Annotated in this window: 22 protein-coding genes; 10 read left to right on the forward strand and 12 right to left on the reverse strand. The window is 68.4% G+C overall.

Features of this window, described 5'->3' with window-relative positions; genetic code table 11:
* Window positions 1-163: 163 nt before the first annotated feature.
* From FHD67_RS17050 to FHD67_RS20960, 4 genes are all read right to left on the reverse strand, one after another.
* Window positions 164-784 carry a protein-methionine-sulfoxide reductase heme-binding subunit MsrQ gene (locus FHD67_RS17050; protein WP_052714867.1) on the reverse strand — a complete coding sequence of 207 codons (621 nt, stop codon included), beginning with the start codon at window positions 782-784 and terminating at the stop codon, window positions 164-166.
* The gene (gene msrP / locus FHD67_RS17055) at window positions 784-1695 is read right to left on the reverse strand and encodes a protein-methionine-sulfoxide reductase catalytic subunit MsrP (RefSeq protein WP_045983131.1); all 912 of its coding nucleotides are present in this window, start codon (window positions 1693-1695) and stop codon (window positions 784-786) included. The genes FHD67_RS17050 and msrP overlap by 1 nt, the downstream gene beginning before the upstream one ends.
* Before the next feature lie 139 nt (window positions 1696-1834).
* A complete protein-coding gene (recQ, locus tag FHD67_RS17060; protein ID WP_246071331.1) occupies window positions 1835-3871 on the reverse strand; it encodes a DNA helicase RecQ in 2037 nt (678 codons plus the stop codon).
* Window positions 3871-4164, reverse strand: coding sequence for a YggT family protein (locus FHD67_RS20960; protein WP_045983133.1), 294 nt, complete (start codon window positions 4162-4164; stop codon window positions 3871-3873). Before FHD67_RS20960 ends, recQ begins: the two co-directional genes overlap by 1 nt.
* Window positions 4165-4342: 178 nt before the next feature.
* Here FHD67_RS20960 and FHD67_RS17065 point away from each other — a divergent pair, with 178 nt between their 5' ends.
* From FHD67_RS17065 to FHD67_RS17085, 5 genes are all read left to right on the forward strand, one after another.
* Window positions 4343-4903: an acyl-CoA thioesterase gene (locus FHD67_RS17065; RefSeq protein ID WP_045983134.1), complete on the forward strand. Its 561-nt coding sequence runs from the start codon at window positions 4343-4345 to the stop codon at window positions 4901-4903.
* Between the two features lie 42 nt (window positions 4904-4945).
* Window positions 4946-6316, forward strand: a complete 1371-nt coding sequence (locus FHD67_RS17070) for an MFS transporter (RefSeq protein ID WP_139599429.1) — start codon at window positions 4946-4948, stop codon at window positions 6314-6316.
* Window positions 6313-7176 carry a penicillin-insensitive murein endopeptidase gene (gene mepA / locus FHD67_RS17075; RefSeq protein ID WP_045983136.1) on the forward strand — a complete coding sequence of 288 codons (864 nt, stop codon included), beginning with the start codon at window positions 6313-6315 and terminating at the stop codon, window positions 7174-7176. Before FHD67_RS17070 ends, mepA begins: the two co-directional genes overlap by 4 nt.
* Complete coding sequence (locus FHD67_RS17080) at window positions 7149-8066, forward strand: esterase-like activity of phytase family protein (protein ID WP_045983137.1); 918 nt, start codon at window positions 7149-7151, stop codon at window positions 8064-8066. The genes mepA and FHD67_RS17080 overlap by 28 nt, the downstream gene beginning before the upstream one ends.
* A gap of 93 nt (window positions 8067-8159) precedes the next feature.
* Complete coding sequence (locus tag FHD67_RS17085; protein ID WP_139599430.1) at window positions 8160-8762, forward strand: queuosine precursor transporter; 603 nt, start codon at window positions 8160-8162, stop codon at window positions 8760-8762.
* Between the two features lie 341 nt (window positions 8763-9103).
* Here FHD67_RS17085 and FHD67_RS17090 read toward each other — a convergent pair whose 3' ends face one another.
* Both FHD67_RS17090 and FHD67_RS17095 read right to left on the reverse strand, forming a co-directional pair.
* Window positions 9104-10870 (reverse strand): L-lactate permease, encoded by a 1767-nt coding sequence (locus tag FHD67_RS17090; protein WP_218062338.1) that lies wholly within the window; start codon window positions 10868-10870, stop codon window positions 9104-9106.
* A gap of 112 nt (window positions 10871-10982) precedes the next feature.
* The gene (locus FHD67_RS17095) at window positions 10983-12164 is read right to left on the reverse strand and encodes an acetyl-CoA C-acyltransferase family protein (RefSeq protein ID WP_139599431.1); all 1182 of its coding nucleotides are present in this window, start codon (window positions 12162-12164) and stop codon (window positions 10983-10985) included.
* Between the two features lie 129 nt (window positions 12165-12293).
* Here FHD67_RS17095 and FHD67_RS17100 point away from each other — a divergent pair, with 129 nt between their 5' ends.
* The 3 genes from FHD67_RS17100 (at window position 12294) to FHD67_RS17110 (ending at window position 13982) form a co-directional block, all read left to right on the forward strand.
* Entirely contained in the window at window positions 12294-12662 is a 369-nt protein-coding gene (locus FHD67_RS17100) for a winged helix-turn-helix domain-containing protein (RefSeq protein ID WP_045983141.1), read from the forward strand.
* Window positions 12663-12757: 95 nt separating this feature from the next.
* A complete protein-coding gene (locus FHD67_RS17105) occupies window positions 12758-13342 on the forward strand; it encodes a transglycosylase SLT domain-containing protein (protein ID WP_045983142.1) in 585 nt (194 codons plus the stop codon).
* 52 nt (window positions 13343-13394) lie between these two features.
* Window positions 13395-13982, forward strand: coding sequence for a glutathione S-transferase family protein (locus FHD67_RS17110; RefSeq protein WP_046000383.1), 588 nt, complete (start codon window positions 13395-13397; stop codon window positions 13980-13982).
* Here FHD67_RS17110 and FHD67_RS17115 read toward each other — a convergent pair.
* The 5 genes from FHD67_RS17115 to FHD67_RS17135 all read right to left on the reverse strand — a co-directional run bounded on the left by FHD67_RS17115 (window position 13979) and on the right by FHD67_RS17135 (window position 19836).
* On the reverse strand, window positions 13979-15109 hold the full coding sequence (locus FHD67_RS17115; RefSeq protein WP_246071333.1) for a TIGR03862 family flavoprotein: 1131 nt from the start codon (window positions 15107-15109) through the stop codon (window positions 13979-13981). The genes FHD67_RS17110 and FHD67_RS17115 overlap by 4 nt on opposite strands.
* 38 nt (window positions 15110-15147) lie before the next feature.
* Window positions 15148-16176 carry a DNA polymerase III subunit delta gene (holA, locus tag FHD67_RS17120; protein ID WP_139599433.1) on the reverse strand — a complete coding sequence of 343 codons (1029 nt, stop codon included), beginning with the start codon at window positions 16174-16176 and terminating at the stop codon, window positions 15148-15150.
* Window positions 16177-16179: 3 nt separating this feature from the next.
* Complete coding sequence (lptE, locus tag FHD67_RS17125) at window positions 16180-16674, reverse strand: LPS assembly lipoprotein LptE (protein ID WP_139599434.1); 495 nt, start codon at window positions 16672-16674, stop codon at window positions 16180-16182.
* The gene (gene leuS / locus FHD67_RS17130) at window positions 16661-19198 is read right to left on the reverse strand and encodes a leucine--tRNA ligase (protein WP_139599435.1); all 2538 of its coding nucleotides are present in this window, start codon (window positions 19196-19198) and stop codon (window positions 16661-16663) included. Before leuS ends, lptE begins: the two co-directional genes overlap by 14 nt.
* 161 nt (window positions 19199-19359) lie before the next feature.
* Window positions 19360-19836 (reverse strand): DUF3576 domain-containing protein, encoded by a 477-nt coding sequence (locus FHD67_RS17135; RefSeq protein ID WP_139599436.1) that lies wholly within the window; start codon window positions 19834-19836, stop codon window positions 19360-19362.
* Between the two features lie 292 nt (window positions 19837-20128).
* Here FHD67_RS17135 and FHD67_RS17140 point away from each other — a divergent pair, with 292 nt between their 5' ends.
* Together FHD67_RS17140 and FHD67_RS17145 are read left to right on the forward strand one after the other, a co-directional pair.
* Window positions 20129-21151 carry a porin gene (locus tag FHD67_RS17140; protein ID WP_046000387.1) on the forward strand — a complete coding sequence of 341 codons (1023 nt, stop codon included), beginning with the start codon at window positions 20129-20131 and terminating at the stop codon, window positions 21149-21151.
* A 72-nt stretch (window positions 21152-21223) separates the two neighbouring features.
* Window positions 21224-21883: a YggS family pyridoxal phosphate-dependent enzyme gene (locus FHD67_RS17145; protein ID WP_046000388.1), complete on the forward strand. Its 660-nt coding sequence runs from the start codon at window positions 21224-21226 to the stop codon at window positions 21881-21883.
* Here the strand turns inward: FHD67_RS17145 and FHD67_RS17150 are convergent.
* Window positions 21871-22347 (reverse strand): L,D-transpeptidase family protein, encoded by a 477-nt coding sequence (locus FHD67_RS17150; protein ID WP_139599446.1) that lies wholly within the window; start codon window positions 22345-22347, stop codon window positions 21871-21873. The genes FHD67_RS17145 and FHD67_RS17150 overlap by 13 nt on opposite strands.
* Window positions 22348-22349 lie beyond the last annotated feature (2 nt).

A 22349-nucleotide genomic window follows, 5' to 3' on the forward strand; every position in this document is an offset into this window, starting at 1 on the left:
GATCCAACCGCGCTTCCCAGCACCGCCTTCCCGGCCCCTCCAGCGTTCCCGCCTTCGGTGAAGCGGTGTTTAGGCCCAGCCGCCGGGGGACGCAAGCAGGTTTTGTGAAAAAAACGTGTCAGCCGGTCAGTTTTCTTACAACTGGCTGAAATTAAAGGAAAGGTCAGGCCCTTGCGGGGCGGGTCCAGGACATCGGGCGACGAATCACAAGCCTGGAGGCCAGCAGAAGCGCGATCACCGCCGCCCAGAAGATCGGGGCGATCTCGTTGACCTTGATGGCCCACAGCCAATGCATCGCGGCAAGGGGGGCTGCAACATAGACTAGCTTGTGCAGGCGTCGCCACGCCTGCCCACCCATGCGCCGCAGCGACAGGTTGTTCGACGTCACGGCCAGCGCGATCAGGATCAAGAACGATCCCATCCCGAACAGCAGGTAGGGCCGCTTGAGGATGTCACGGGCCATCTGTCCCCACAGCAGTCCCATGTCCAGGACGACCCAGGCCAGGACATGGGGCAGCGCATAGGCGAAACAGATCACCCCGATCGCGCGGCGGAACCGCATCAACGACACGCCCGTCAGCCGCAGCAATGGCGTGACTGCCAGGCCGCCGATCAGGAAGTACAGCGCGGTCTGGCCAAGGCGGTGTTCGACCTCCTGCACGGGATCGACGCCCAGGCCGCCGGTGAAGATGTCCCACAGCAGCACGGCAAAGGGCACCGCCCCCGCCAGCCAGACCGCCCAGACCGGAATGCGCCGCAGCGCGTTGTTGATGCCGCGGATCATCAGTAGTTCACCGACAGATCCATCCCCGCGTAAAGCGAGGCGACCTGATCGCCGTATCCGTTGAACATCAGCGTCTCCTTGCGCCCGCCGAACAGGCCCGCGCCGATGACGCGTTCGGTCGCCTGGCTCCAGCGCGGGTGATCGACCTGCGGGTTCACGTTGGCATAGAATCCGTATTCGCTGGCCTGCAGCTGCTTCCAGGTGTTCACGGGTTCCTGCTCCAGCAGGTTGATGCGCACGATCGACTTGATCGACTTGAACCCGTATTTCCACGGCACCACCAGGCGGATCGGCGCGCCGTTCTGGTTGGGCATGGGCTGATCGTACAGACCCGTGGCCAGGATCGTCAGCGGGTGCATCGCCTCGTCCAGACGCAGACCCTCGCGATAGGGCCAGTCCAGGATCGCGCGTTGCTGACCGATCATCTCCTCGGGGCGCACCAGCGTCTCGAACTCGACGAACTTGGCACTGGGCTGGACGCCGACCTTGGCCAGCACGGATGCCAGCGGCACGCCGATCCACGGAACGACCATCGACCACGCCTCGACGCAGCGCAGGCGATAGATGCGTTCCTCCAGCGCGTTGTCGGGGGCCAGATCCTCGACGCCATAGCTGCCCGGGCGGTCGACCAGGCCCGCCACCTCCACGGACCAGGGATCGGTGGTCAGCGCGCCCGCATTGCGCGCCGGATCCTCCTTGCCCGTCCCGAATTCATAGAAGTTGTTGTAGTTGGTGATCTCCTCGAAGGTGTTCGGCGTCTGGTCGGTCGACAGCGGGGACGGGCGTGCATTGATCGTCTGCGCGCGGACCAGTCCGGGCAGGGCCACGGCGGCGGCCCCTGCGGCCATGAATTTTCGACGGTCCAGAAAGATCCTGTGCGGCGTGACGTCAGACCAGTTCAGCTTCATCATGTCCTCCGATCGGGCTGCCCCAACGGGGCGGTACCCTTGCGTTATCGCATGATCCACGCAGGGGGTTGCGCAAATGATGCATCACGTTCGGTTGACTGTTCGCTGCAGGGCACCTGTTCGTTACAGGCACGGCGCGATTTTATTCGACGCGCTCTATCTCGGCCAGGAAGGCGTCGGCGAACCGCTCCATGCGCGGCGCGTCCAGGTGGCGCGCCAATCCATCGACGCCGGCGGGGCGGCTTTCCGCGATGCGCTTGATCTGGGCGGTCGAACAGGACAGCGGCTTGTCGGTGCCGTCGGGGCCGCGCTGAAGGTCCAGCTGCACGGCCATCAGCCGGTCGAACAGCGCGCCTTCGGGACGCCCGGCCAGCGCGCGCCGTGCCGGGTGCATCTCGGGCTGCGCGCCCGCGATGACCTCCAGGAAGGCGCGGCCAAAGCTGTCCAGCTTCTTGGCGCCCACGCCGCCGACCCGCGCCATCTGGTCCAGGTCCTGAGGCCGCTTCTCGGCCATCTCGATCAGGGTGCGGTCGGGGAAGATGACATAGGCCGGCACGCGCGCCGCCTCGGCCAGGGCGCGCCGCTTGGCCTTCAGCGCGGACAGAAGCGGCTCATCCTCCTCAGATACCTGGGTGCGCAGGACGTTGGCAGGCTTGGCGCCCTTGGTCGTGTCCTCGCGCAGCGTCACGCTCTCCTCGCCGCGCAGGATCGGATGCGCGGTCTCGGTCAGGTGCAGCGCGCCGTGGCGTTCCGGGTCGGGGCGGCACAGGTCCAGCCCCATCATCTGCCGAAAGATCGCCTGCCACTGCCCGCGCCCGTGTTCGCGCCCCACGCCGAATGTCGGCAGCTGATCGTGCCCGCGCTCGCGGACCTTGTCGGTGGTGGTGCCGGTCAGGATGTCGATCAGGTGGCCGCTGCCGAACCATTCGCCGGTCCGCACCATCGCCGACAGCGCCTTGCGGACCGCCAGCGTGCCGTCAAACAGCTTGGGCGGGCTCTGGCACAAGTCGCAATTGCCGCAGTCGCGGTCCATCTCCTCGCCGAAATAGGCCAGCAGGCGGCGGCGGCGACATCCCGTCGCCTCGGCCAGACCCAAAAGCGCGTTCAGACGTGCATGATCGCCGGCCTTGCGGGCGCTGTCGCCCAGGCCCTCGTCGATCTGGGTGCGACGCAGGCGGATGTCGTCGGGACCGTAGAGGGTCAGCGTATCCGCCGGATCACCGTCGCGGCCCGCACGCCCGATCTCCTGGTAATACCCCTCGATGGATTTCGGCAGGTCGGCATGCAGCACCCACCGGATGTCGGGCTTGTCGATGCCCATGCCGAAGGCCACGGTCGCCACGACGATCAGCCCGTCCTCGGTCTGAAACCGCGCCTCGGCCTCGCGCCGGGCCTCTGCCTCCAGCCCCGCGTGATAGGCGATGGCCGGATGCCCCGCCTCGCGCAGCGCCTGCGCCAGGCTCTCGGTCCGCGCGCGGGCGCCGCAATAGATGATACCCGACTGCCCCCGACGCGCGGCGGCATAGGCCAGGACCTGGGTGCGGGGGCTGTTCTTGGGCTGAAAGGCCAGCCGGATGTTCGGCCGGTCGAACCCGCGCAGGAAGGTCACCGGGGCCTGTCCGTCGAACAGGCGGGTGACGATCTCGGCCCGCGTCTCGACATCGGCAGTGGCGGTGAAGGCCGCCAGCGGCACGTCCAGCGCGCGCTTCAGATCGCCGATGCGCAGATAGTCGGGGCGGAAGTCATGGCCCCATTGGCTGACGCAATGCGCCTCATCGACCGCGATGGCGGTGACGCCCGCCCGGCGCAACAGGTTCACCGTGCCCCCGGATGCCAGCCGTTCGGGCGCCATGTACAGCACCTTCAGCCGCCCGTCGGCGATGGCAGAAAACACCGCGTCGGTTTCGGCCTCGGTATTGCCGCTGGTCAGTGCGCCCGCCTCGACCCCCGCTTCGCGCAGCGCGCGCACCTGATCGCGCATCAGCGCGATCAGTGGAGAGATGACCACCGTCACGCCCTCGCGCATCAGCGCGGGCAGCTGGAAGCACAGCGACTTGCCGCCGCCCGTCGGCATGATCGCCAGCACGTCGCGGCCTGCGGCCACCGCCTCGACGATCTCTTGCTGTCCGGGGCGGAAACCGTCGAATCCCCAGACCTGGCGCAGCAGGTCCGTTGACATCACATGCCGTAGAAGAAGCCCGCGTTGTTCGCCAGGGCGCGCTGCGCGATGATGATGATGATGAAAACGACCAGCGGCGCCAGATCCAGCCCGCCGGTATTGGGCAGGATGTTCCGGATCGGGCGATAGATCGGCTCCAGCAGCCGGTTCAGGCCGTCCCAGATCTGCGCGACCAGCGGCTGGCGCAGGTTCAGCACCTGAAAGTTGATCAGCCAGGACATGATGATGTGCACGATCATGATGAACCACAGGACCTGCAGGATCAGTTGCAGGGCTTCGTACAGGGTTCCCATGGTCGTCTCCTTGGCTGCGCGCGCGTTCGGGCCCTGTATGGCCGCGCGTAAGGCGGGACGCAAGCGGGGCGCGACCGGATGCCGCCGCGTCCGGCTTGACGCCCGCGTGATCGCGGGCCACCCACGGGGCAGAACGAAAGGCCCGCCCCCGAAAGGCCTGCTGACGAAAGGCCCCTCCATGTATCCGCTGATCCGCTTTGCCAAGGAACTGGTCAAGTTCCGCAACGCCCCCGCCCTGGACCCCCTGGGCACGCATGTGTCCACGCACATGTGCTGGCCCTGGGACCTGGACCCCTGGTGGGAGCTGAACAACGGCCGCACCCTGACCCTGTTCGATCTGGGCCGCATCCCGCTGGCGCGGCGGACCGGGCTGGTGCCGGTGCTGCGGGCGAATGGCTGGGGAATCACGGTGGCAGGGAACTCGACCCGCTATCGCCGCCGTGTCCGGGCGTTCGAACGCTTCACCATGATCTCGCGCATGGTGGGCTGGGACGCACGCTTCGTCTATATGGAGCAGTCCATGTGGAAGGGCACGGAATGCTGCAACCAGGTGATGATCCGCTCGGCCGTGACCTCGGCCCAGGGCATCGTCGCCCCCGCCCGCGTCATGGAGGCCCTGGGCCACGCCCCCGACAGCCCGCCCCTGCCCGACTGGATCGCGGCCTGGATCGCGGCGGATGCGACGCGGCCCTGGCCCCCCGTCATCCCGGATGATGCGAAACTTCACTTGCCACTCTGACGGGCTCTGTTCCTTATGGCGGAAAAGCCATGAGGGACGGACATGACGATCGATCGCAGGCGGGTCTGGGGCTGGTGGTTCTTTGACTGGGCCAGCCAGCCCTATCACACGCTGCTGCTGACCTTCGTCTTCTCGATCTACTTCGCCGAGGTCGCGCGCACGCATTTCATCGCCCAGGGCTTTGATGCCGCGCAGGCCGGGGCGCAGGCGCAGGCGCTTTGGGGATACGGGCTGGCCATCGCGGGCGCGGTCATTGCGCTGGCCGCCCCGGTCCTGGGCGCCATCGCGGACAGTTCGGGGCGGCGGATGCCCTGGGTCTGGGTGTTCTCGGCATTCTACGTGGTGGGCGCGGCGGGACTGTGGACCCTGACCCCCGGCCAGCCGCCGCTGATCCAGGCCATCGTCTTGTTCGGCATCGGCCTGATCGGGGTCGAATTCGCCACCATCTTCACCAATGCCATGCTTCCTGCCCTGGCTCCGCGCGACGAGATCGGCCGTCTGTCCGGGTCGGGCTATGCCTTCGGCTATCTGGGCGGAGTGACGGCGCTGGCCGTGATGCTGCTGCTGTTCGCCGAAATGCCCTCGGGGCGCACGCTGCTGGGCATCCCGCCCCTGTTCGGCCTGGACCCCGCGATGCGCGAAGGTACGCGGTTCGTCGGCCCCCTGACGGCGATCTGGTACGCGGTCTTCATGATCCCGTTCTTCCTGTGGGTCCGCGAACCGGGGCCGGGCCGGCCGGTGCAGGTGCGCCGCGCCCTGCGCGACCTGTGGACGCTGATCCGCAGCCTGCGGCATCGGCGCAGCCTGGCGGCGTGGCTGGCATCGTCGATGTTCTCGCGCGACGCGCTGAACGCGCTGTACGGGTTCGGAGGCGTCTATGCGGGGACGGTGCTGGGCTGGCCGGTGTTCCTGGCCGGCGTCTTCGGGGTGGTCAGCGCGATCTCGGCGGCGGTGATCAGCTGGCTGGGCGGGCGCGCGGACCGCGCCTTCGGCCCCCGCGCAGTGATCGTGGCCAGCATCCTGGCGCTGATGGCGGTCTGCATGCTGCTTGTGGGCATGGACCGGACATCCGTGCTGGGCATTGCCACGCCGGATGCGGTCCTGGGCACCCTGCGCCTGCCCGACCTGATCTTCTTTGCCTGCGGGGCGGTGATCGGGGGCGCGGGCGGCGCGCTGCAGGCGGCCAGCCGCACGATGATGGTGCGCCACACCACCCCCGACCGCGCAACCGAGGGTTTCGGGCTTTACGCGCTGTCGGGCAAGGCTACGGCGTTCCTGGCACCCTTCCTGATCGCGCTGACCACCGACCTGACCGGGAATCAGCGCATCGGGTTTCTTCCCCTGATCGTGATCTTTCTTGTCGCGCTGGTTCTGCTAGTGTGGGTGGACCCCGAAGGAGAGACGTCCCCGTGATCCGCAAGACCCTGACCGCCGCCGCCGTCCTGATGGGCCTGGCTTTGCCCGCATCGGCCCAATCCCTGGCCAAGGACGTCTTCGGCGCGTTCCGCACGGCGTCGGGCGGGCCGGCCGTGTCGATCGGCAACTATTCCCAAGGTTGCGCGCAGGGTCTGGTGCAGATGCCCGAAAGCGGACCCAGCTGGCAATCCATGCGCCTGTCGCGCAACCGCAACTGGGGCCACCCCGAAATGATCGGCTTTCTGCAGGGCCTGTCGCGGGCGGCGCAGCAGGCCGGGTGGCGGGGCCTCTATATTGGGGACATCAGCCAGCCGCGCGGCGGGCCGATGACCTCGGGCCATGCCAGCCACCAGCTGGGGCTGGATGCCGACATCTGGATGCTGCCGCCCCCGACCCTGGGCCTGTCCCCGCAGCAGCGCGAGAACCTGTCATCCGTGTCGGTCGTCGCGAATGGCGGCACGGCGCTGTCGGGCAACTGGACAGGCGGGCACATGTCGATCATGCGCGCCGCCGCGCGCGATCCCCGCGTCGAACGCATCTTCGTCGATCCCGTCGCCAAGGTCGCCATGTGCCAGATGGAGACCGGCAACCGCGACTGGCTGCGCAAGATCCGCCCCATCAACAACCACGACTTCCATTTCCACGTCCGCATGAACTGCCCTGCCGGGTCGATCTGCCAGACGCCGAACCCGATCCCGGCCGGCGACGGCTGCGCCGAGGCGCAGGAATGGATCAACATCCGCATCGACCCCAGCCGCGCCAAGCCCTCGACCCCGGACCCCAACTATCGCCACCCCCGCACCTATCGGATGAGCGACCTGCCAGCCCAATGTTCGACCGTCGCATCGGCGCCCTGACGCTGGCCCTTGCCGGGTCGATCCTTGCCACCGCGCCTGCCCGTGCAGGCGCGGTTCTTGATTATGTCGGCACCTATATCTGGACGATGGACCAATCGACCTTCGGCGGCTTCTCGGCGATCGACATCAGCCCGGACGGCACCGGGTTCCACGCCCTGACCGACCGGGCGCATCTGTACTGGGGGCGGATCGAACGCGATGCCCAGGGCCTGGTGCGCGGCATGTCCGTCGCCGGGCGCACGAACCTGAAGGACAGCAAGGGCCAGCCCCTGCCCCCCGGCTATACCGGCGACAGCGAAGGCATCGCGGTGGGCCCCGACGGCCGCATCCATGTCAGCTTCGAAGGGCTGGACCGGGTGGCGACCTATGATCACCCCGACGCACCCGCCACCACCCATCCCCGCCCGGACCGTCTGCCCGGCATGGGCGTGAACGTGGGGCTGGAGGCGCTGGCCATCGACGACGACGGCACCCTGTTCGCCGTCCCCGAGCGGTCGGGTTCGGAAACCCAGCCCTTCACCATCCTCTCGTTCGACGGCGCCTGGACGGAATACGGCCAGATCCGCCGCGATCCGCGCTGGCGTGCGGTGGGGGCGGATTTCGGGCCCGACGGCTGGTTCTACCTGCTGGAGCGCGATTTCCGCGGCATCTTGGGCTTTGTCTCGCGCGTGCGGCGGATGCGGCTGGAGCCGGGGGTGATCCAGGACGACCAGATCCTGCTGGAGACGCGGCCCCTGCAATACGACAACTTGGAAGGCATCTCGGTCTGGGATGACGGCGTGGGCATGCGCATCACCATGATCTCGGACGACAACTTCCTGTTCGTCCAGCGGACCGAGATCGTCGAATACCGCCTGCGCGATACCGGCCTGCAGGCGCTGCGGAATTGACAAGACCGCCCGCGCGGGCGTAAGGCGCGCGCTGCCCCACCCGTCCGGGGGGCCGAGTTCTTCCGCAACCTTCGCAAAAACGGAAACCCACCGATGATCCGCTTTCTGCCCGGCATCCTTGCCATGGCCGCCATTGTCGTGGCCTCGAACGTCCTGGTCCAGTTCACGGTCGCCACCTGGCTGACCTGGGGGGCCTTCACCTATCCGCTGGCCTTCCTGGTCACGGACGTCATGAACCGCGTCCACGGCGCCGCCGCCGCGCGCCGCGTGGTGCTGGCGGGATTCGTGACAGGGGTCGTCTGGTCGCTGATCGCCGCGGGGATGGATGCCACCACGTTGCGAATTGCCATCGCGTCGGGGGCGGCGTTCCTGGTGGCGCAGATGGTCGACGTGCAGGTCTTCGACACGTTGCGCGGCGGGCGCTGGTGGCGGGCGCCGCTGGTCTCGACCCTGCTGGGGTCTGCGCTGGACACGGTGCTGTTCTTCGGAATCGCCTTTGCGGCCGTGCTGCCCGCGGACACCAACACGGGCTGGGCCAACGAGGCGGTTCCGCTGCTTGGCGCGGGACCGCTCAGCCCGCTGTGGGTTTCGCTGGCACTTGCCGACTGGATGGTCAAACTTGGTCTGGCGATACTGGCCCTTGTGCCGTTCCGCATCATCGTCCGCAATTTGTTGGGGCACAGGGCAGAAAGCTGATTGACAGAATTTCGATCTGTGTCAGCCTGTCCCTATACAGCAATCTTTTGAAAGGAGGTGGTCCAGTGTCTAGAGTGATAGTGGAGAGACGTTTCGGAACAGTCGGGGGGACCCCGGCCTGAGGGCAGCCCCAAAGGCCACCACCCCTGGTTGGGACCGGACCTGCGTCCGCCCCTAACCGGACCATCTCCTTGGATCTCGCGGGCCGCCTCTTGCTGGGCGGCCCGTTCCTTTTTGCGCACCCGTGTCCGGTTTGCGCCCTCGTGTCCGGCCGTGCGGCGCGGCGCAACGAGAACGGGCGGCCCCGAGGGACCGCCCGCACCGATGTCGTCAGCCTTGCGTCAGGCGCGGACAGGCACCGCGGCCCGGTCGCGATTGGCGCGCATCGCGCCGACCACGATCGCGGCCCAGATCAGCGCCGCCAGCCACCACAGGCCGCCGCCGATCAGCGCCATCCCGATCAGGCCCGCCTGCACCACGTAATACGCCATGGTGATCAGCGTCTTGCGGATGATGTCGCCCTCGCGGTCGGTCAGGCCCACGACGGCGGACGCGGCCACCACGTTGTGCACGCAGACCATGTTGCCCGCAGCGCCGCCCACGGCCTGAAGCACAACCACGATGGTGATTCCCGCAAGATCCAGCCCGATGCCCTGCGCGGCCGAGAACTGGAACAGCGCAAACATCATGTTCGACACGGTGTTCGATCCCGCGATGAACGCGCCCAGCGCGCCCACGATCGGCGCGAACAGGGGCCAGCTGGCACCGGTCGCCGCGGCCATCCCCTCGGCCAGGGTGATCGGCATGGACGCCACGCCCTCCGAGCCCGAGTTGATGAACACCTGCACCATCGGCACCGCCAGCAGCAGCGCGGGCGCCGCGGCCAGCATCGTGCGGCCCGAGATCGCCCAGGCCCGGCCGTAATCGCTGCCCCGCATGCGGAACAGCGCGACCGAGATCAGGGATGCGATGATCATCACCGTCCCCGGCGAATAGGCGAACTGCGCGGTCGCGTTGATGCCCGACCCGAACAGGTCGCGCAGCGCCAGCGTGGTGTCCGGCCCGGTCAGCCAGGCCTTCAGCGGCGCGATGGTCCGCGTCAGCACCAGCAGCGCCGCGACGATGACATAGGGCATCCATGCCGTCAGCAGGCCGATGCGGCGGTCATCGGGGCCCAGTTCGGCCTGGTCCGGTTCGATGTTGCCCTGCCAGCCTTCGTCCCACTGGGCGCGTGCCGGAAAGTCGAACCTGTCGGACGGCATGAACCAACCGGCCCGCGCGGCCGGCACCACGATCATCAGGCCGATCAGCCCGCCCAGCAGGGACGGGAATTCCGGTCCCAAGATGCGCGCGACCAGCAGATAGGGCATCGTGAAGGCCAGCCCGGCAAAGATCGCGAACTTCCACGCGCGAAAGCCCTTGGCAAAGCTGCGCTCGGTGCCGAAGAATCGCGTCAGCATGCCGACCATCAGCAGCGGGATCAGCACGCCCACCAGCGCATGGACCAGCGCGACCTGCGCGGCCACCACCGGCACGTATTCGGCCAGGGTCAGGGGCGCGATGGCACTGGCGACCTCGGGGCTGTTGGACAGGCCGGTGTTGATGCCGACCAGCATCGGCGTGCCGACCGCGCCGAAGGACACCGGCGTCGACTGGATGATCAGCGTGACCATGACCGCGGCCATGGCCGGAAAGCCGATCGCCAGCAGCAGCGGCGCCGCCACGGCGGCCGGCGTGCCGAACCCGGACGCGCCCTCGATCATCGACCCGAACATCCATGCGATGATGATCGCCTGGATGCGCCGGTCGGGCGAGATGTCCATGAACCCGCGCCGGATCGTGCGGATCGCGCCCGATTCCTGCACCGTGTACAACAGCAGGATCGCCCCGAACACGATGTAGAGCAGCGTCACCGCCGTCACCAGCCCGTTGACCGTGGCCCCCGCGACCCGCGCCACCGGCGCCCCCCACAGGAACAGCGCCAGAAGCACCGTGACCACATAGGCGGTCATCATCGACAGCTTGGCCGACCGTCGCATGACGACCAGCAACACAAACACCACCGCGACGGGCAAGGCCGCGGCAATGAACATTATTCCCTGTGACACCCCAACTCCTCCTCGAATTGTCCGCATCATTCGGGACAGGTTCACGGCGGAAAGCAAGAAAAAACCGGTCTGGAAACCAGACCGGTTGCGCAAACGGTGTCGGAACGGTGCGTCAGTCGCGGCGGATCGCGATGGCGATGCCCTGGCCGCCGCCGATGCACATGGTGATCAGCGCGGTGCGCCCGCCCGTGCGCTCCAGCTCGTGGATGGCCTTGACCATCAGGATCGCGCCGGTGGCGCCGACCGGATGGCCCAGGGCGATGGCGCCGCCATTGGGGTTCACGCGGGCAGGGTCCAGCCCCAGGCCCTTGTTCACCGCCAAGGCCTGGGCGGCAAAGGCCTCGTTCGATTCGATCACGTCGAAATCGCCGGCTTTCAGCCCGGTGCGGGCCATCAGCGCCTCGACCGCCGGGACCGGTCCGATGCCCATCACCTCGGGGCGCACGCCGGCCACGGCATAGCCCAGGATGCGCGCCCGCGGGGTCAGGCCCGCGCGTTCGGCGGCCTCGGCCCGCGCCAGGACCAGGGCCGCGGCGCCGTCGTTGATGCCGCTGGCATTGCCCGCCGTGACGCTGCCGCCCTTCTGGAAGACCGGCTTCAGGCCCGCCAGCTTCTCCAGGCTGGTGTCCTTGGGATGCTCGTCCGTGTCGAAGGCGACCATGCCCTTGCGCGACTTGACCTCGACCGGGACGATCTGGTCCTTGAAATGGCCCGCCGCGATCGCCGCCGCCGCGCGGCGCTGCGATTCCATCGCGAATGCGTCCTGCTGTTCGCGGGTGATGTCATGTTCGGCGGCCACGTTCTCCGCCGTGACGCCCATGTGGCCCGTGCCCATCGGGCAGGTCAGCGCGCCGGTCATCATGTCCAGCATGACCTGGTCGCCCATCTTGGCCCCGAACCGCGCCGAGGGCACGACATAGGGCGACCGGCTCATGCTCTCGGCGCCGCCCGCGACCGCGAAATCGGCGTCGCCCAGCATCAGCGCCTGCGCCGCCGACACGATGGCCTGCGCGCCCGACCCGCACAGGCGGTTCACGTTCATCGCGGGCGTGGTGTGCGGGATGCCCGCCTCCAGCATCGCCACGCGGGACAGGTACATGTCGCGGGGTTCGGTGTTGATCACATGGCCGAAGACCACCTGCCCGATCCGGTCGGGGGCGACGCCCGCGCGATCCAGCGCGGCGCGGGTGACGGTGGCGGCCAGCTGGATCGGCGGAACCGCGGCCAGGCTGCCCCCGAAGGTGCCGATGGCGGTGCGCGCGCCGGACAGGATGACGATATTGGATGCGGACATGGGTGGGCCTCCTCTTGCCTTTGACGACAGTCTGGGCGCGCTGCCCGCGTCCCGCAACCGTGCCGTCGCGGCAAATTGCATGCCCCCGCGCAAGGCGCTATGTTGCGCAGGAATAACGAGAGAGATCCCATGACCCAGACCGGCCCCCGGCTGCGCATCAAGCTGCGCCTGGAATACGACTCGCCCCTGATCCTGGGGCCGGGCAAGGCCGAGCTGCTGGCGCGCATCGGGCGGCTTGGCTCGATCTCGGCCGCCGCGCGCGAGATGGGGATGAGCTACAAGCGCGCCTGGACCCTGGTCGAGGAGATGAACACCGCCTTTGCCGACCCCGTCATCGACAGCGCGCGCGGCGGGGCGGGGGGCGGCGGCGCGACCGTCACCCCCACCGGACAGCAGGTCCTGGCCCATTACCGGGCGCTGGAATCGCTGTTGCTGGATGCGGGGGCCGCGGATCTGATGGCGCTGAACGCCCTGCTGCGGCCCGAGGGATCGGGCTGATCCATCGGCCGGTCCCTGCCCCGCTTCCGGCTTTGTGATTTCACAGGCGGGTGAATTTGCGTAGACTGTCCGCAAAACAAGAGAACGAGGGCAGGATGAACAGGCTACTGAAGCTGGCCATTGTCGGGCTGGTCGCCTCATGCGGGGGCGGCGGGAACTTCAGCGCGCCGCGGCAGCTGGACAACGCGTGCGCGATCACGTCGGAACGACCCGCCTATCTGCGCGCCATGCGCCAGACCGAACGCAAATGGGGCGTGCCGGTCCATGTTCAGATGGCGACCCTGTACCAGGAATCGAAATTCATCGGCGATGCGCGCACCCCGCATCAATACGCGCTTGGCGTCATTCCCATCGGCCGCCAAAGCAGCGCCTTCGGCTATTCCCAGGCCCTGGACGGCACCTGGGAGGAGTACCAGCGCGAGACCGGCAACCGTCGTGCCCGGCGCGACAGCATCCGCGATGCGACCGATTTCATGGGCTGGTACATGCATGGCAGCCAGCAGCGTCTTGGCCTGTCCAAGAACGACGCCGCGTCGCAGTACCTGGCCTATCACGAAGGCCGCAGCGGCTTTGCCCGCGGCAGCTATCGCCAGAAAAGCTGGCTGATGCGCGTGGCCGGATCCGTGGGCCAGCGGTCCGAGATGTACCGCCAGCAGTTGGTCGGCTGCCGCCGCGCTTGACGCGGCGCGGGGGCTGGGGCCTTCTGTCCGTCCAACGGCCAGGAGGATCCCCATGTACCGCGTCATCGGCACCGCCAAGTCCCGCGCCCTGCGCGTCCTGTGGATGCTGGAGGAGCTGGGACAGCCTTACGACCACATTCCCGCCAATCCGCGCAGCGACGGCGTGGCCCAGTTCAACCCGGCGGGCAAGGTTCCGGTCCTGATCGACGACGGTACGCCGATCACCGATTCGACCGCGATCCTGACCTATCTGGCCGATCGCCACGGCGACCTGACCCACCCGGCGGGCACCCTGGACCGGGCACGCCAGGACAGCCTGACACAGTTCCTGCTGGACGAATTCGACGCGGCGCTTTGGCTGGCCGCGCGCCACAGCTTTATCCTGCCCGAGGAGATGCGCCTTGGCGCGATCAAGAACACCCTGCGGTGGGAATTCGAGGCCAGCCAGAAGACCCTGGTCCACCGCATGTCCGACGGCCCCTATCTGATGGGAGAGCGGATGACCGTGCCCGACCTGATCCTGGCGCATTGCCTGGACTGGGCGCTGTCGGCGCGGTTCCCGATCGTCGAACACCGCCTGACCGAATACCTAGACCGCATCCGCCAGCGCCCCGCCTATCAGCGGGCCATGGCACGCTAGAGCCTGCGGGCTGCGGCCTGCCCCGCGCGCAGCCCCGTGGCAAGGCAGGTGGTTAGCAGATAGCCGCCTGTCGGCGCCTCCCAGTCCAGCATCTCTCCGGCGGCAAAGACGCCGGGCAGCGCGCGCAGTTCAAGCTCAGACGTCAGCGCCTCCGACCGGATCCCCCCGGCCGACGAGATCGCCCGGTCCAGCCCCATCGGCCCCGCAAGGCAAAGCGGCAGTGCCTTGGCCCGCGCGGCCCAGCCCTCGGCGCTGTCCGGCAGGGGGCGCCCCCATTCCAGCAGCAGGCCCACCCGCGCCGGATCGGCCAGGATGCGGCGCAACCAGTTGCCCAGGCTCAGCTTGCCGCGCGGCTGTGCAAAGCGCCGCGCCAGGGACGCGTGGTCCAGGTCGGGGGCCAGATCGACATGGGCCGCCTGCCCGTCGCGGATCGGGGCCGCGACGGCATAGACGCCCCCGCCCTCGATCCCGTCGGGAGTGATGACCCATTCGCCGCGGCTGACGCTGTCGCCTGCGCGGATCGCGACGCCCTTGACCGGCGCGCCGTGCAGCCGCGCCATCGCGGGCGACCAGTCGACCCGGAACCCCATGTTGGCCGGACGAAACGGCGCGATGGCGACACCGGCCTCTGCCAGGATCGGCACCCAGGTCGCATCCGACCCCAGCCGCGGCCAGCTGGCCCCGCCCAGGGCCAGCACCGTCACCTCGGGCTGCAGCACCCAGCGACCGTCGGGCGTGTCGAAGGCGAAACCACCGCCCAGCCCGATCCATCGCCAGCGCGACCGCAGCTCGACCCCGCCCGCGCGCAGCCGCGCCAGCCAGGCCCGCAGCAGGGGCGAGGCCTTCATGCCCACCGGAAACACCCGCCCCGTCGATCCCGCGAACAGGGCGATGCCCAGGCCCTGGGCCCAGTCCCACACCGCCTGCGGGCCGAACGCCCCCGCATCGGTCGCCAGATAATCGCGCCCGTCCGACGCGGAGATCTGGGCGCCAAAGGCCGCCAGCGGTTCGTCGCGGGTCAGGTTCAGGCCGGATTTCCCGGCCATCAGGAACTTGCGCGCGGGCGTGGGCATCGCGTCGACCACCACCACCTGACGGCCGGGCGCCATCAGCGCCTCGGCCGCCATCAGCCCGGCAGGTCCGGCCCCGATCACCAGGGCAAGGGTCACCGCCGCCCCCGCGGCTTCATCGCAAGGCGCAGCAGCGCGCGTTCCACCAGCGGCATCTGCGGCGCGCGGCTGGCGGACCGCAGGGTCATGTCGGTCGACAGCAGCAGCGACACCGCCTCCTCCAGCGGGCCCATGCCCCAGCTTTGCGCCTGGCGGGTCATGCGGTCGCGGCGGGGGCCGAAGACGGGTGGGCGCGCGCGGGCCAGCGCCACCCCCGGCCCCGCCGGGTCGGCAGCGGCCAGGTGCAGCGTGCGGAAATGGCGCAGCGCGCCGATGCACAGGGTGACGGGCGCGATCCCCTGCTGTTCGATCCGCCGCATCAGCGGGCCGAAATCGGCCTCGCGGCGTTCGGCGACGGTGTGGATCAGCTCGTCCAGGTCGGCCTCGATCGTGGCGGGCGCCAGCATGGCGATTTCCTCGACCGTCAGGGGGGCGGGGTCCTGGTACTTGTACAGGCCGATCTTCTCGACCGTCTGGCGCAGATCGCCGGGGTCCAGCGCGCGCGCCAGAAGACCCAGTTCGCGCATCGCGTCCCGCGGCACCTCGCGCAGGCCGGCATCCGCCAGCCAGCGGCCGATCTCGTCCTCGGAGGGCGGATCGTCATAGATGGGGGCGGTCACCGCCTGGCCATGCGTCTCGAACAGGCGGCGCAGGGATGACGACTTGGACAGGCCGGCCGCCGTGACCACGATCACCGCATCCCCCTGCCGCCAGCCTGTCAGCGCATCGCGGATCGCGTCGGTGGCCAGGTCGGGTGTGTCCTCGACCACGACCACGCGGGGGCCGGGAAAGAACCCCACCTCGCGCACCGCGTCGATCAGCTGGGCGGGATCCTTCTTCAGGCCCGCGCCGGGCATCCGGATCAGGCGCATCTCCTCGTCGGCCTTCTCGCCGGTCAGGGCACGCACGACCTCGGCCCGCTTCAACGCGACGCGCATCGCATCCTGCCCATAGATCAGCACCCCCGGCCGCGAGGGGTCGGGGCGGGCCAGATAGCGCGCGATCTCGGCCCCCTTCAGCAGCATGGATCAGTCCGGCAGGCCGGATGCGGCCGCCAGCAGGCGCGTGACCACCTGATCGGCCAGCATCAGCGCCAGCCGCTCGCGCGCGTCGCCCTCGGCCGCCAGGGTCGAGATCGTGGTCCCGGTGGTGGAATAGGACGTGAAGCTGCTGACGCGTCCCTGGGTGATCACCGCACCCCCCGGCCCGGTCAGCGCGAAATCGGCGGTGCCGTTCAGCGAATAGCGGGTCGTGACCTCATCGGGCGTGATGGCCTGCGCGACGACGCCCGCGCTGATGCGGTAATCCAGGTCATAGACGGCCGCGTCCTCGGGGCCCAACCGTTCGGCCAGGCGCCGGTTGAAGACGAAGTCCAGCGGCGTGTCCGGGTCGCGCGGGCGGACCTTGCCGAACAGCTTGCCGCCCCCGCCGCCCGGCCCATAGACCGGCGACAGCCCGCAGGCCGCCAGCCCCGAGACGGCCAGCAGCCCCAGCAGGACCGCGCGGCGATCAGGCGACCACATTGACGATCCGCCCCGGCACCACGATCAGCTTCTTGACCGCCGCACCGTCCAGGAACCGCAGCACGGTGTCGTCGGCCAGCACCATCGCCTCGATTTCGGACTTGGGCATGGTCTTGGGAACGGTGATCTCGGCCCGGCGCTTGCCGTTGATCTGGATCGGAAGGGTCACGCTGTCGTCCTCCAGCAGGGCCGGGTCCGCCTTTGGCCAGCCTGCATCGACGACCATGCCCTGCCCGCCCGATTTCGACCAGACCTCTTCGGCCAGGTGCGGCACCATCGGCGCCATCAGCTGGGCCATGATCCGCAGGGCCGCGCGGCGCGCCTCGCCCCCGGCCTGCGATTTCGCCACAGCATTGGCCAGTTCATAGAGTTTCGCGACCGCCTTGTTGAAGGCAAAGCCCTCGATCGCCTTGGTGACATCCGCGATGGCGCGGTGCGCCGTGCGCGTCAGGTCGGCATCGTCCCCCCCTTCGGGAACCTCGTCGGCCAAGCGCCAGACGCGGGACAGGAACTTGAACGCGGCCTCCGCTCCGGCGGCGGTCCATTCGACGTCGCGTTCGGGCGGGCTGTCCGACAGCATGAACCACCGTGCGGTATCCGCGCCAAAGCTTTCGACGATGCTGACCGGATCGACGACGTTCTTCTTGGATTTCGACATCTTCGCGGACGGGATCACCTCGACCGCGGTGCCGTCGGCCAGGCGCCCGTCGGTCACGTCCTCGGGCAGGTGATAGACCGGGCGCCCCCGGTCGTCGGTGGTGCGATAGATCTCGTGCGTGACCATGCCTTGCGTGAACAGCGCGTCGAACGGCTCTCGTGCCGTCTCGGGCAGGTGGCCCGTCTTGACCATCGCGCGGGCGAAGAAGCGCGAATAGAGCAGGTGCAGGATCGCATGTTCGACGCCGCCGATATACTGGTCGACGTTCATCCAGTATTCCGCATCCGCCCGGTCGGTCGGCGTCGCCGCCCCCGGCGAGGTGAAACGCGCGTAATACCACGACGAATCGACGAACGTGTCCATCGTGTCGGTCTCGCGCCGCGCCGCGCCTCCGCATTTGGGGCAGGTCGCCTGACGCCAGGTCGGGTGGCGGTCCAGCGGATTGCCCGGCACGTCGAAGGTCACGTCCTGCGGCAGCAGCACGGGCAGGTTCGCTTTCGCCTCGGGCACGGTCCCGCAGCTGTCGCAATGCAGGACCGGGATCGGGCAGCCCCAATAGCGCTGGCGCGAGATGCCCCAGTCGCGCAGGCGGAACTTGGTCACGCCTTCGCCGTATCCTGCACTTTCCGCATGGGCGATGGCGGCGTCGACGGCGACCTCTCCGGTCTGATCGGCCGCGCCGCTGAAGCCGCGGACATAGGTCACGGGTTCGGTCTTGGCAGGTACGAAGGGCGCATCCGCCACCAGTGCGTCGGCCTGGTCCTGGGTCATGCCGGGCTGACCAAAGGTCGCGCGGATGGGCAGGCCGTACTTGCGTGCGAATTCATGGTCACGCTCGTCATGCGCCGGGCTGCCGAAGATCGCGCCGGTGCCGTAATCCATCAACACGAAATTCGCGATCCAGATCGGCAGGCGCCAGTCCGGGTCCAGCGGATGCGCGACGGTCAGGCCCGTGTCGAAGCCCAGCTTGGGCGCGGTCTCGATGGCCTCCTCGGTGGTGCCGATGCGCCTGCATTCCTCGCGGAAGGCCTCGATCTCGGGGCGGCTGGCCGCCAGCTCCTTGACCAGCGGATGATCCGGCGACAGCGCGACGAAGCTGGCGCCCATCAGCGTGTCGGGACGGGTCGTATAGACCTCGATCGCCTCATGGCCCACAGGCGCATCGACCGTGCGGAAGGTGAACTGCAGCCCGCGCGACCGGCCGATCCAGTTGGCCTGCATCAGGCGGACCTTCTCGGGCCAGCCCGTCAGCCCGTCCAGCGCCTCCAGCAACTCGTCGCTGTAATCGCTGATCCTGAAGAACCACTGCGTCAGCTCGCGCCGTTCCACCGTGGCGCCCGACCGCCAGCCCTTGCCGTCGATCACCTGTTCATTGGCCAGCACGGTCATGTCGACCGGGTCCCAGTTCACCTGCGCCGACTTGCGCGTGATCAGGCCCGCGTCCAGCATGTCCAGGAACAGCGCCTGCTGCTGCGCCACATAGGCGTCGTCGCAGGTCGCGAATTCGCGGCTCCAATCGATGGACAGGCCCAGGGGCTTCAGCTGCTCGCGCATGGTCGCGATGTTGGCATAGGTCCAGTCGCGGGGATGACCGCCCTGCTCCATCGCGGCGTTCTCCGCGGGCATGCCGAAGGCGTCCCAGCCCATCGGGTGCAGCACGCTGAACCCCTGCGCCCGCTTGAACCGCGCGACCACGTCGCCCATCGCATAGTTGCGCACATGGCCCATGTGGATGCGCCCCGACGGATAGGGGAACATCTCCAGCACATAGTATTTCGGGCGCTCGTCGCGGATGGCGGCAAAGGCGTCGGCATCGGCCCAGGCCGTCTGCCAACGGGCTTCGCTTGTCGCGGGATCATAGGGCATGGGGAACCTCGGGCATCATTCGTTGCCCGCAGGGTCTATACGCCCCGCCTGTGCGGGTCCAGATGCGGCCGACCGGACCCCGTCGAATGCGACCGTCCGCGGACATCGCGAAACACCGCCGGATGCCCCGCGATCGGGGTCCCCGATGCGCGGACGCGCCCTTACAGGCGGCCGTCCTGGATGCGCAGCTGGCGGGCGCGGGTCAGGATGGCATCCTCGACCGCGCGGACGGTGCCCGCCTCGACCGCGGCACCGCCCGGCCCCTGCAACGCCAGGCGCAGGCTGCGCGCATCCAGGGCCGGGTCGCTGATCTGGATCGTCGCACGATAGGACCGCCCCCCGCCCGGAGGCGTACCGTAGCCGGTCTGGATCACGCCGGTGAACGGGTCGACCGTCTGCACCGGCAGAAAGTTCAGCACATTCAGGCTGGCGTTCCACAGGTACTTGTTCACCCCGACCATCTGGTCCGGGTTGCCCGACCGGATGAACAGGTCCTGGATCAGGGTGCCCCGCTCGGACGGGCGCATGTCGCGGTCGGGGGTGGGGCCCGCGTTTTCCGTCGTGCCGTTGCCGCAGGCCGCCAGGCCCGCGCACAGCGTCGTGACGATCATCAGGCGCGTGGCGCGTGCATAGGTCATCCCAGTCCCCCGGAGGTCAGTTCAGTGGTACAATCTCTTGGGGTCAGCATTAGCCCGGATCGGCGCCGCGAAACAAGCGACTTGAGGCGCGGACCCCGTCCGCACGGCCTACGCGGGGCCTATCCGGACAAGGCGGTCGTGGCAGGTGTGGCCCAAGTGCATCACGGAAATGGGCAAAGAAAACAGCAGACGCGTGATTCCGTTGCATCACAATCGCGAAAGAGTGAAACAAATTGCATACCCAGGGCGGGACAGCTGGCTTGGGCAACAGAGAGACAAGAGGGAACACACCATGAAGAAGGCACTTATCGCCTCGACCGCGCTGGTCCTGACCGCGGGTATTGCCGCTGCAGACGTCACCATCTCGGGTTATGGCCGTACCGGCGTGCTGTACCAAGAAGGCGGCGTGCGCGGTCCGATCGACACCAATGGCGATGCTCCGGGTGGCCTGGTCGATGCCAGCGACGCGATCGTCCAGTCGCGCCTGCGCATGAACATCGACGCGACGACCTCGACCGACCAGGGCGTCGACTTCGGTGGCCGGATCCGCATCCAGTGGGACCAGGGCGATGACGAAACCACCGTCGCACCCGGCTATGTCTACGTGACCGCCAGCGGCCTGACCGTCGAAATCGGTAACTCGAACACCGCCTACGACTCGGCCGCCCTGCTGTACAACTCGGAAATCGGCGTCTACTCGCGCTCGTTCGGCAACTCGCGCGGCGACTTCTTCGCCTACAACACCGACGGCTACCCCACGCTCGCCAACGTGGTCGACGGTGCGATCGATCGCCGCAGCGACTACATGGGCGTCATGGTCAAGTACGCCGTTGCCGGTGTGAACCTGCGCGCGTCGGTCATCGACCCCGACCAGGTGTACGACCTGCCGACCGACACGTCCGAGAAGGAATACAGCGTCTCGGCCGACTACGTCTGGAATGACTCGGTGACGCTGTCGGCAGCCTACGTGAAGAACGGCGCAGGCATCGACGACAACGACCAGTACTTCGTGGGCGCAGAATACGCGTTCAACGACAAGACCGACATCGGCCTGCTGTACATCGACAACGGTGAAGTGCTGGGCGACGACTCGGACCTGGGCAAGACCATCACGCTGTACGGCAGCTACGAGGTTGCTCCGCTGACCACCATCAACGGCTACGTCGCCAACAACAGCGCAGATTCCAACGAAAGCGACAACGCGTTCGGTATCGGCGGTGCGTACGACCTGGGCGGCGCGATGCTGGCCGGTTCGGTTCAGCGCGGCTACGACGAGAACATCACCGCCGACATGGGCGTGCAGTTCAACTTCTGATCCTTCGCGGTCAGACGTCACATGGAAAGAGCGGGCCTTGCGCCCGCTCTTTTCTTTTTGTCAGGTGGGATCATGGGACTGGACGACATCACCCGCCGCATCCGCGCGGCCGAATCCGCCGCAGGGCGCGCCCCGGGCAGCGTCACGCTGATCGCGGTCAGCAAACTGCAACCTTCCGAACGGGTCGCGGGCGTTCTGGCCGCGGGCCACACCGTCTTCGGAGAGAACTACGTTCAGGAGGCGCAGGCCAAGTGGCCGGCCTGGACCGCGGCGCATCCGGGCGTGTCGGTCCACATGATCGGGCCGCTGCAATCGAACAAGGCGCGGGCCGCCGTGCAGCTGTTCGACGCGATCCACACGCTGGACCGCGTGACGCTGGCCCGCAAGCTGGCCGCGCAGATGGCCGAACAGGGCCGCCATCCGCAGCTGTTCGTACAGGTCAATACCGGGGACGAGCCGCAGAAGGCCGGCATCCTGGCGGATGAGCTGCCCGGCTTCCTGGCGTTGTGCGCCGAGCTGTCGCTGTCGCCTGAGGGCCTGATGTGCATCCCGCCCGACGGCGAGGATCCGGCACCGCATTTCACCCTGCTGCGCGACTTGGCGCGCGACCACGGCCTGCCCGGCCTGTCGATGGGCATGAGCGCCGATTTCGAGACCGCCATCGCCCATGGCGCGACCCATGTCCGCGTGGGTTCGGCGATCTTCGGGGCGCGGAACGCTCAGGGCACGTAAAGCGGCGTGCCCGGGGGCGCGTGACGCGCGATCCACATCAGGTCGCGGCGGGCAAAGGCGATGCAGCCTTCGGTCCCGAAACCGGGGCGGCGCCACTGGTGCAAGAAGATCGCCGATCCCCGCCCCGGAACCACATCCGCGTTCCAGTCCGTCGTCAGGATCACATCGTACAGCGGGTCGGCGCGGCGCAGCCGTTCGTGGCTGGCCGCAAGCGGCGCGCGGGCGTGCCGGTTATAGGCCGCATGGCCCGGATCGTCGCACCACAGATCGCCCGGCCCGATCACCCGCGCCCAAGGCGCCGGGCGGGCCAGGCGGTCCGGGCGGTACCACAACCCGGTGATGCGATGGCGGCCCGACGGGGTGGCGTGATCGCCCTCGCGCTTGGCGGGGGTGATCCCGGCGCGGCCGATGCTGCAGGGAATGACGCGGCCCAGAAAACGCAGCCCCTGCGGGGTCAGCACCATGC

This window comes from Paracoccus haeundaensis, from assembly GCF_006239215.1.
In the GTDB taxonomy this organism is placed as follows: domain Bacteria; phylum Pseudomonadota; class Alphaproteobacteria; order Rhodobacterales; family Rhodobacteraceae; genus Paracoccus; species Paracoccus marcusii.

Bases quoted from the DNA above. Each gene is read 5' to 3' on its own strand.
- FHD67_RS20960 (WP_045983133.1), bottom strand. From the start codon at position 4,164: ATGGGAACCCTGTACGAAGCCCTGCAACTGATCCTGCAGGTCCTGTGG.
- FHD67_RS17065 (WP_045983134.1), top strand. From the start codon at position 4,343: ATGTATCCGCTGATCCGCTTTGCCAAGGAACTGGTCAAGTTCCGCAAC.
- FHD67_RS17110 (WP_046000383.1), top strand. From the start codon at position 13,395: ATGTACCGCGTCATCGGCACCGCCAAGTCCCGCGCCCTGCGCGTCCTG.
- FHD67_RS17070 (WP_139599429.1), top strand. From the start codon at position 4,946: ATGACGATCGATCGCAGGCGGGTCTGGGGCTGGTGGTTCTTTGACTGG.
- FHD67_RS17135 (WP_139599436.1), bottom strand. From the start codon at position 19,836: ATGACCTATGCACGCGCCACGCGCCTGATGATCGTCACGACGCTGTGC.
- lptE (WP_139599434.1), bottom strand. From the start codon at position 16,674: ATGTGGTCGCCTGATCGCCGCGCGGTCCTGCTGGGGCTGCTGGCCGTC.
- holA (WP_139599433.1), bottom strand. From the start codon at position 16,176: ATGCTGCTGAAGGGGGCCGAGATCGCGCGCTATCTGGCCCGCCCCGAC.
- msrP (WP_045983131.1), bottom strand. From the start codon at position 1,695: ATGATGAAGCTGAACTGGTCTGACGTCACGCCGCACAGGATCTTTCTG.
- FHD67_RS17115 (WP_246071333.1), bottom strand. From the start codon at position 15,109: ATGGCGGCCGAGGCGCTGATGGCGCCCGGCCGTCAGGTGGTGGTGGTC.
- FHD67_RS17145 (WP_046000388.1), top strand. From the start codon at position 21,224: ATGGGACTGGACGACATCACCCGCCGCATCCGCGCGGCCGAATCCGCC.
- FHD67_RS17100 (WP_045983141.1), top strand. From the start codon at position 12,294: ATGACCCAGACCGGCCCCCGGCTGCGCATCAAGCTGCGCCTGGAATAC.
- FHD67_RS17050 (WP_052714867.1), bottom strand. From the start codon at position 784: ATGATCCGCGGCATCAACAACGCGCTGCGGCGCATTCCGGTCTGGGCG.
- FHD67_RS17080 (WP_045983137.1), top strand. From the start codon at position 7,149: ATGTTCGACCGTCGCATCGGCGCCCTGACGCTGGCCCTTGCCGGGTCG.
- FHD67_RS17105 (WP_045983142.1), top strand. From the start codon at position 12,758: ATGAACAGGCTACTGAAGCTGGCCATTGTCGGGCTGGTCGCCTCATGC.
- FHD67_RS17140 (WP_046000387.1), top strand. From the start codon at position 20,129: ATGAAGAAGGCACTTATCGCCTCGACCGCGCTGGTCCTGACCGCGGGT.
- leuS (WP_139599435.1), bottom strand. From the start codon at position 19,198: ATGCCCTATGATCCCGCGACAAGCGAAGCCCGTTGGCAGACGGCCTGG.
- FHD67_RS17085 (WP_139599430.1), top strand. From the start codon at position 8,160: ATGATCCGCTTTCTGCCCGGCATCCTTGCCATGGCCGCCATTGTCGTG.
- FHD67_RS17095 (WP_139599431.1), bottom strand. From the start codon at position 12,164: ATGTCCGCATCCAATATCGTCATCCTGTCCGGCGCGCGCACCGCCATC.
- FHD67_RS17150 (WP_139599446.1), bottom strand. From the start codon at position 22,347: ATGGTGCTGACCCCGCAGGGGCTGCGTTTTCTGGGCCGCGTCATTCCC.
- recQ (WP_246071331.1), bottom strand. From the start codon at position 3,871: ATGTCAACGGACCTGCTGCGCCAGGTCTGGGGATTCGACGGTTTCCGC.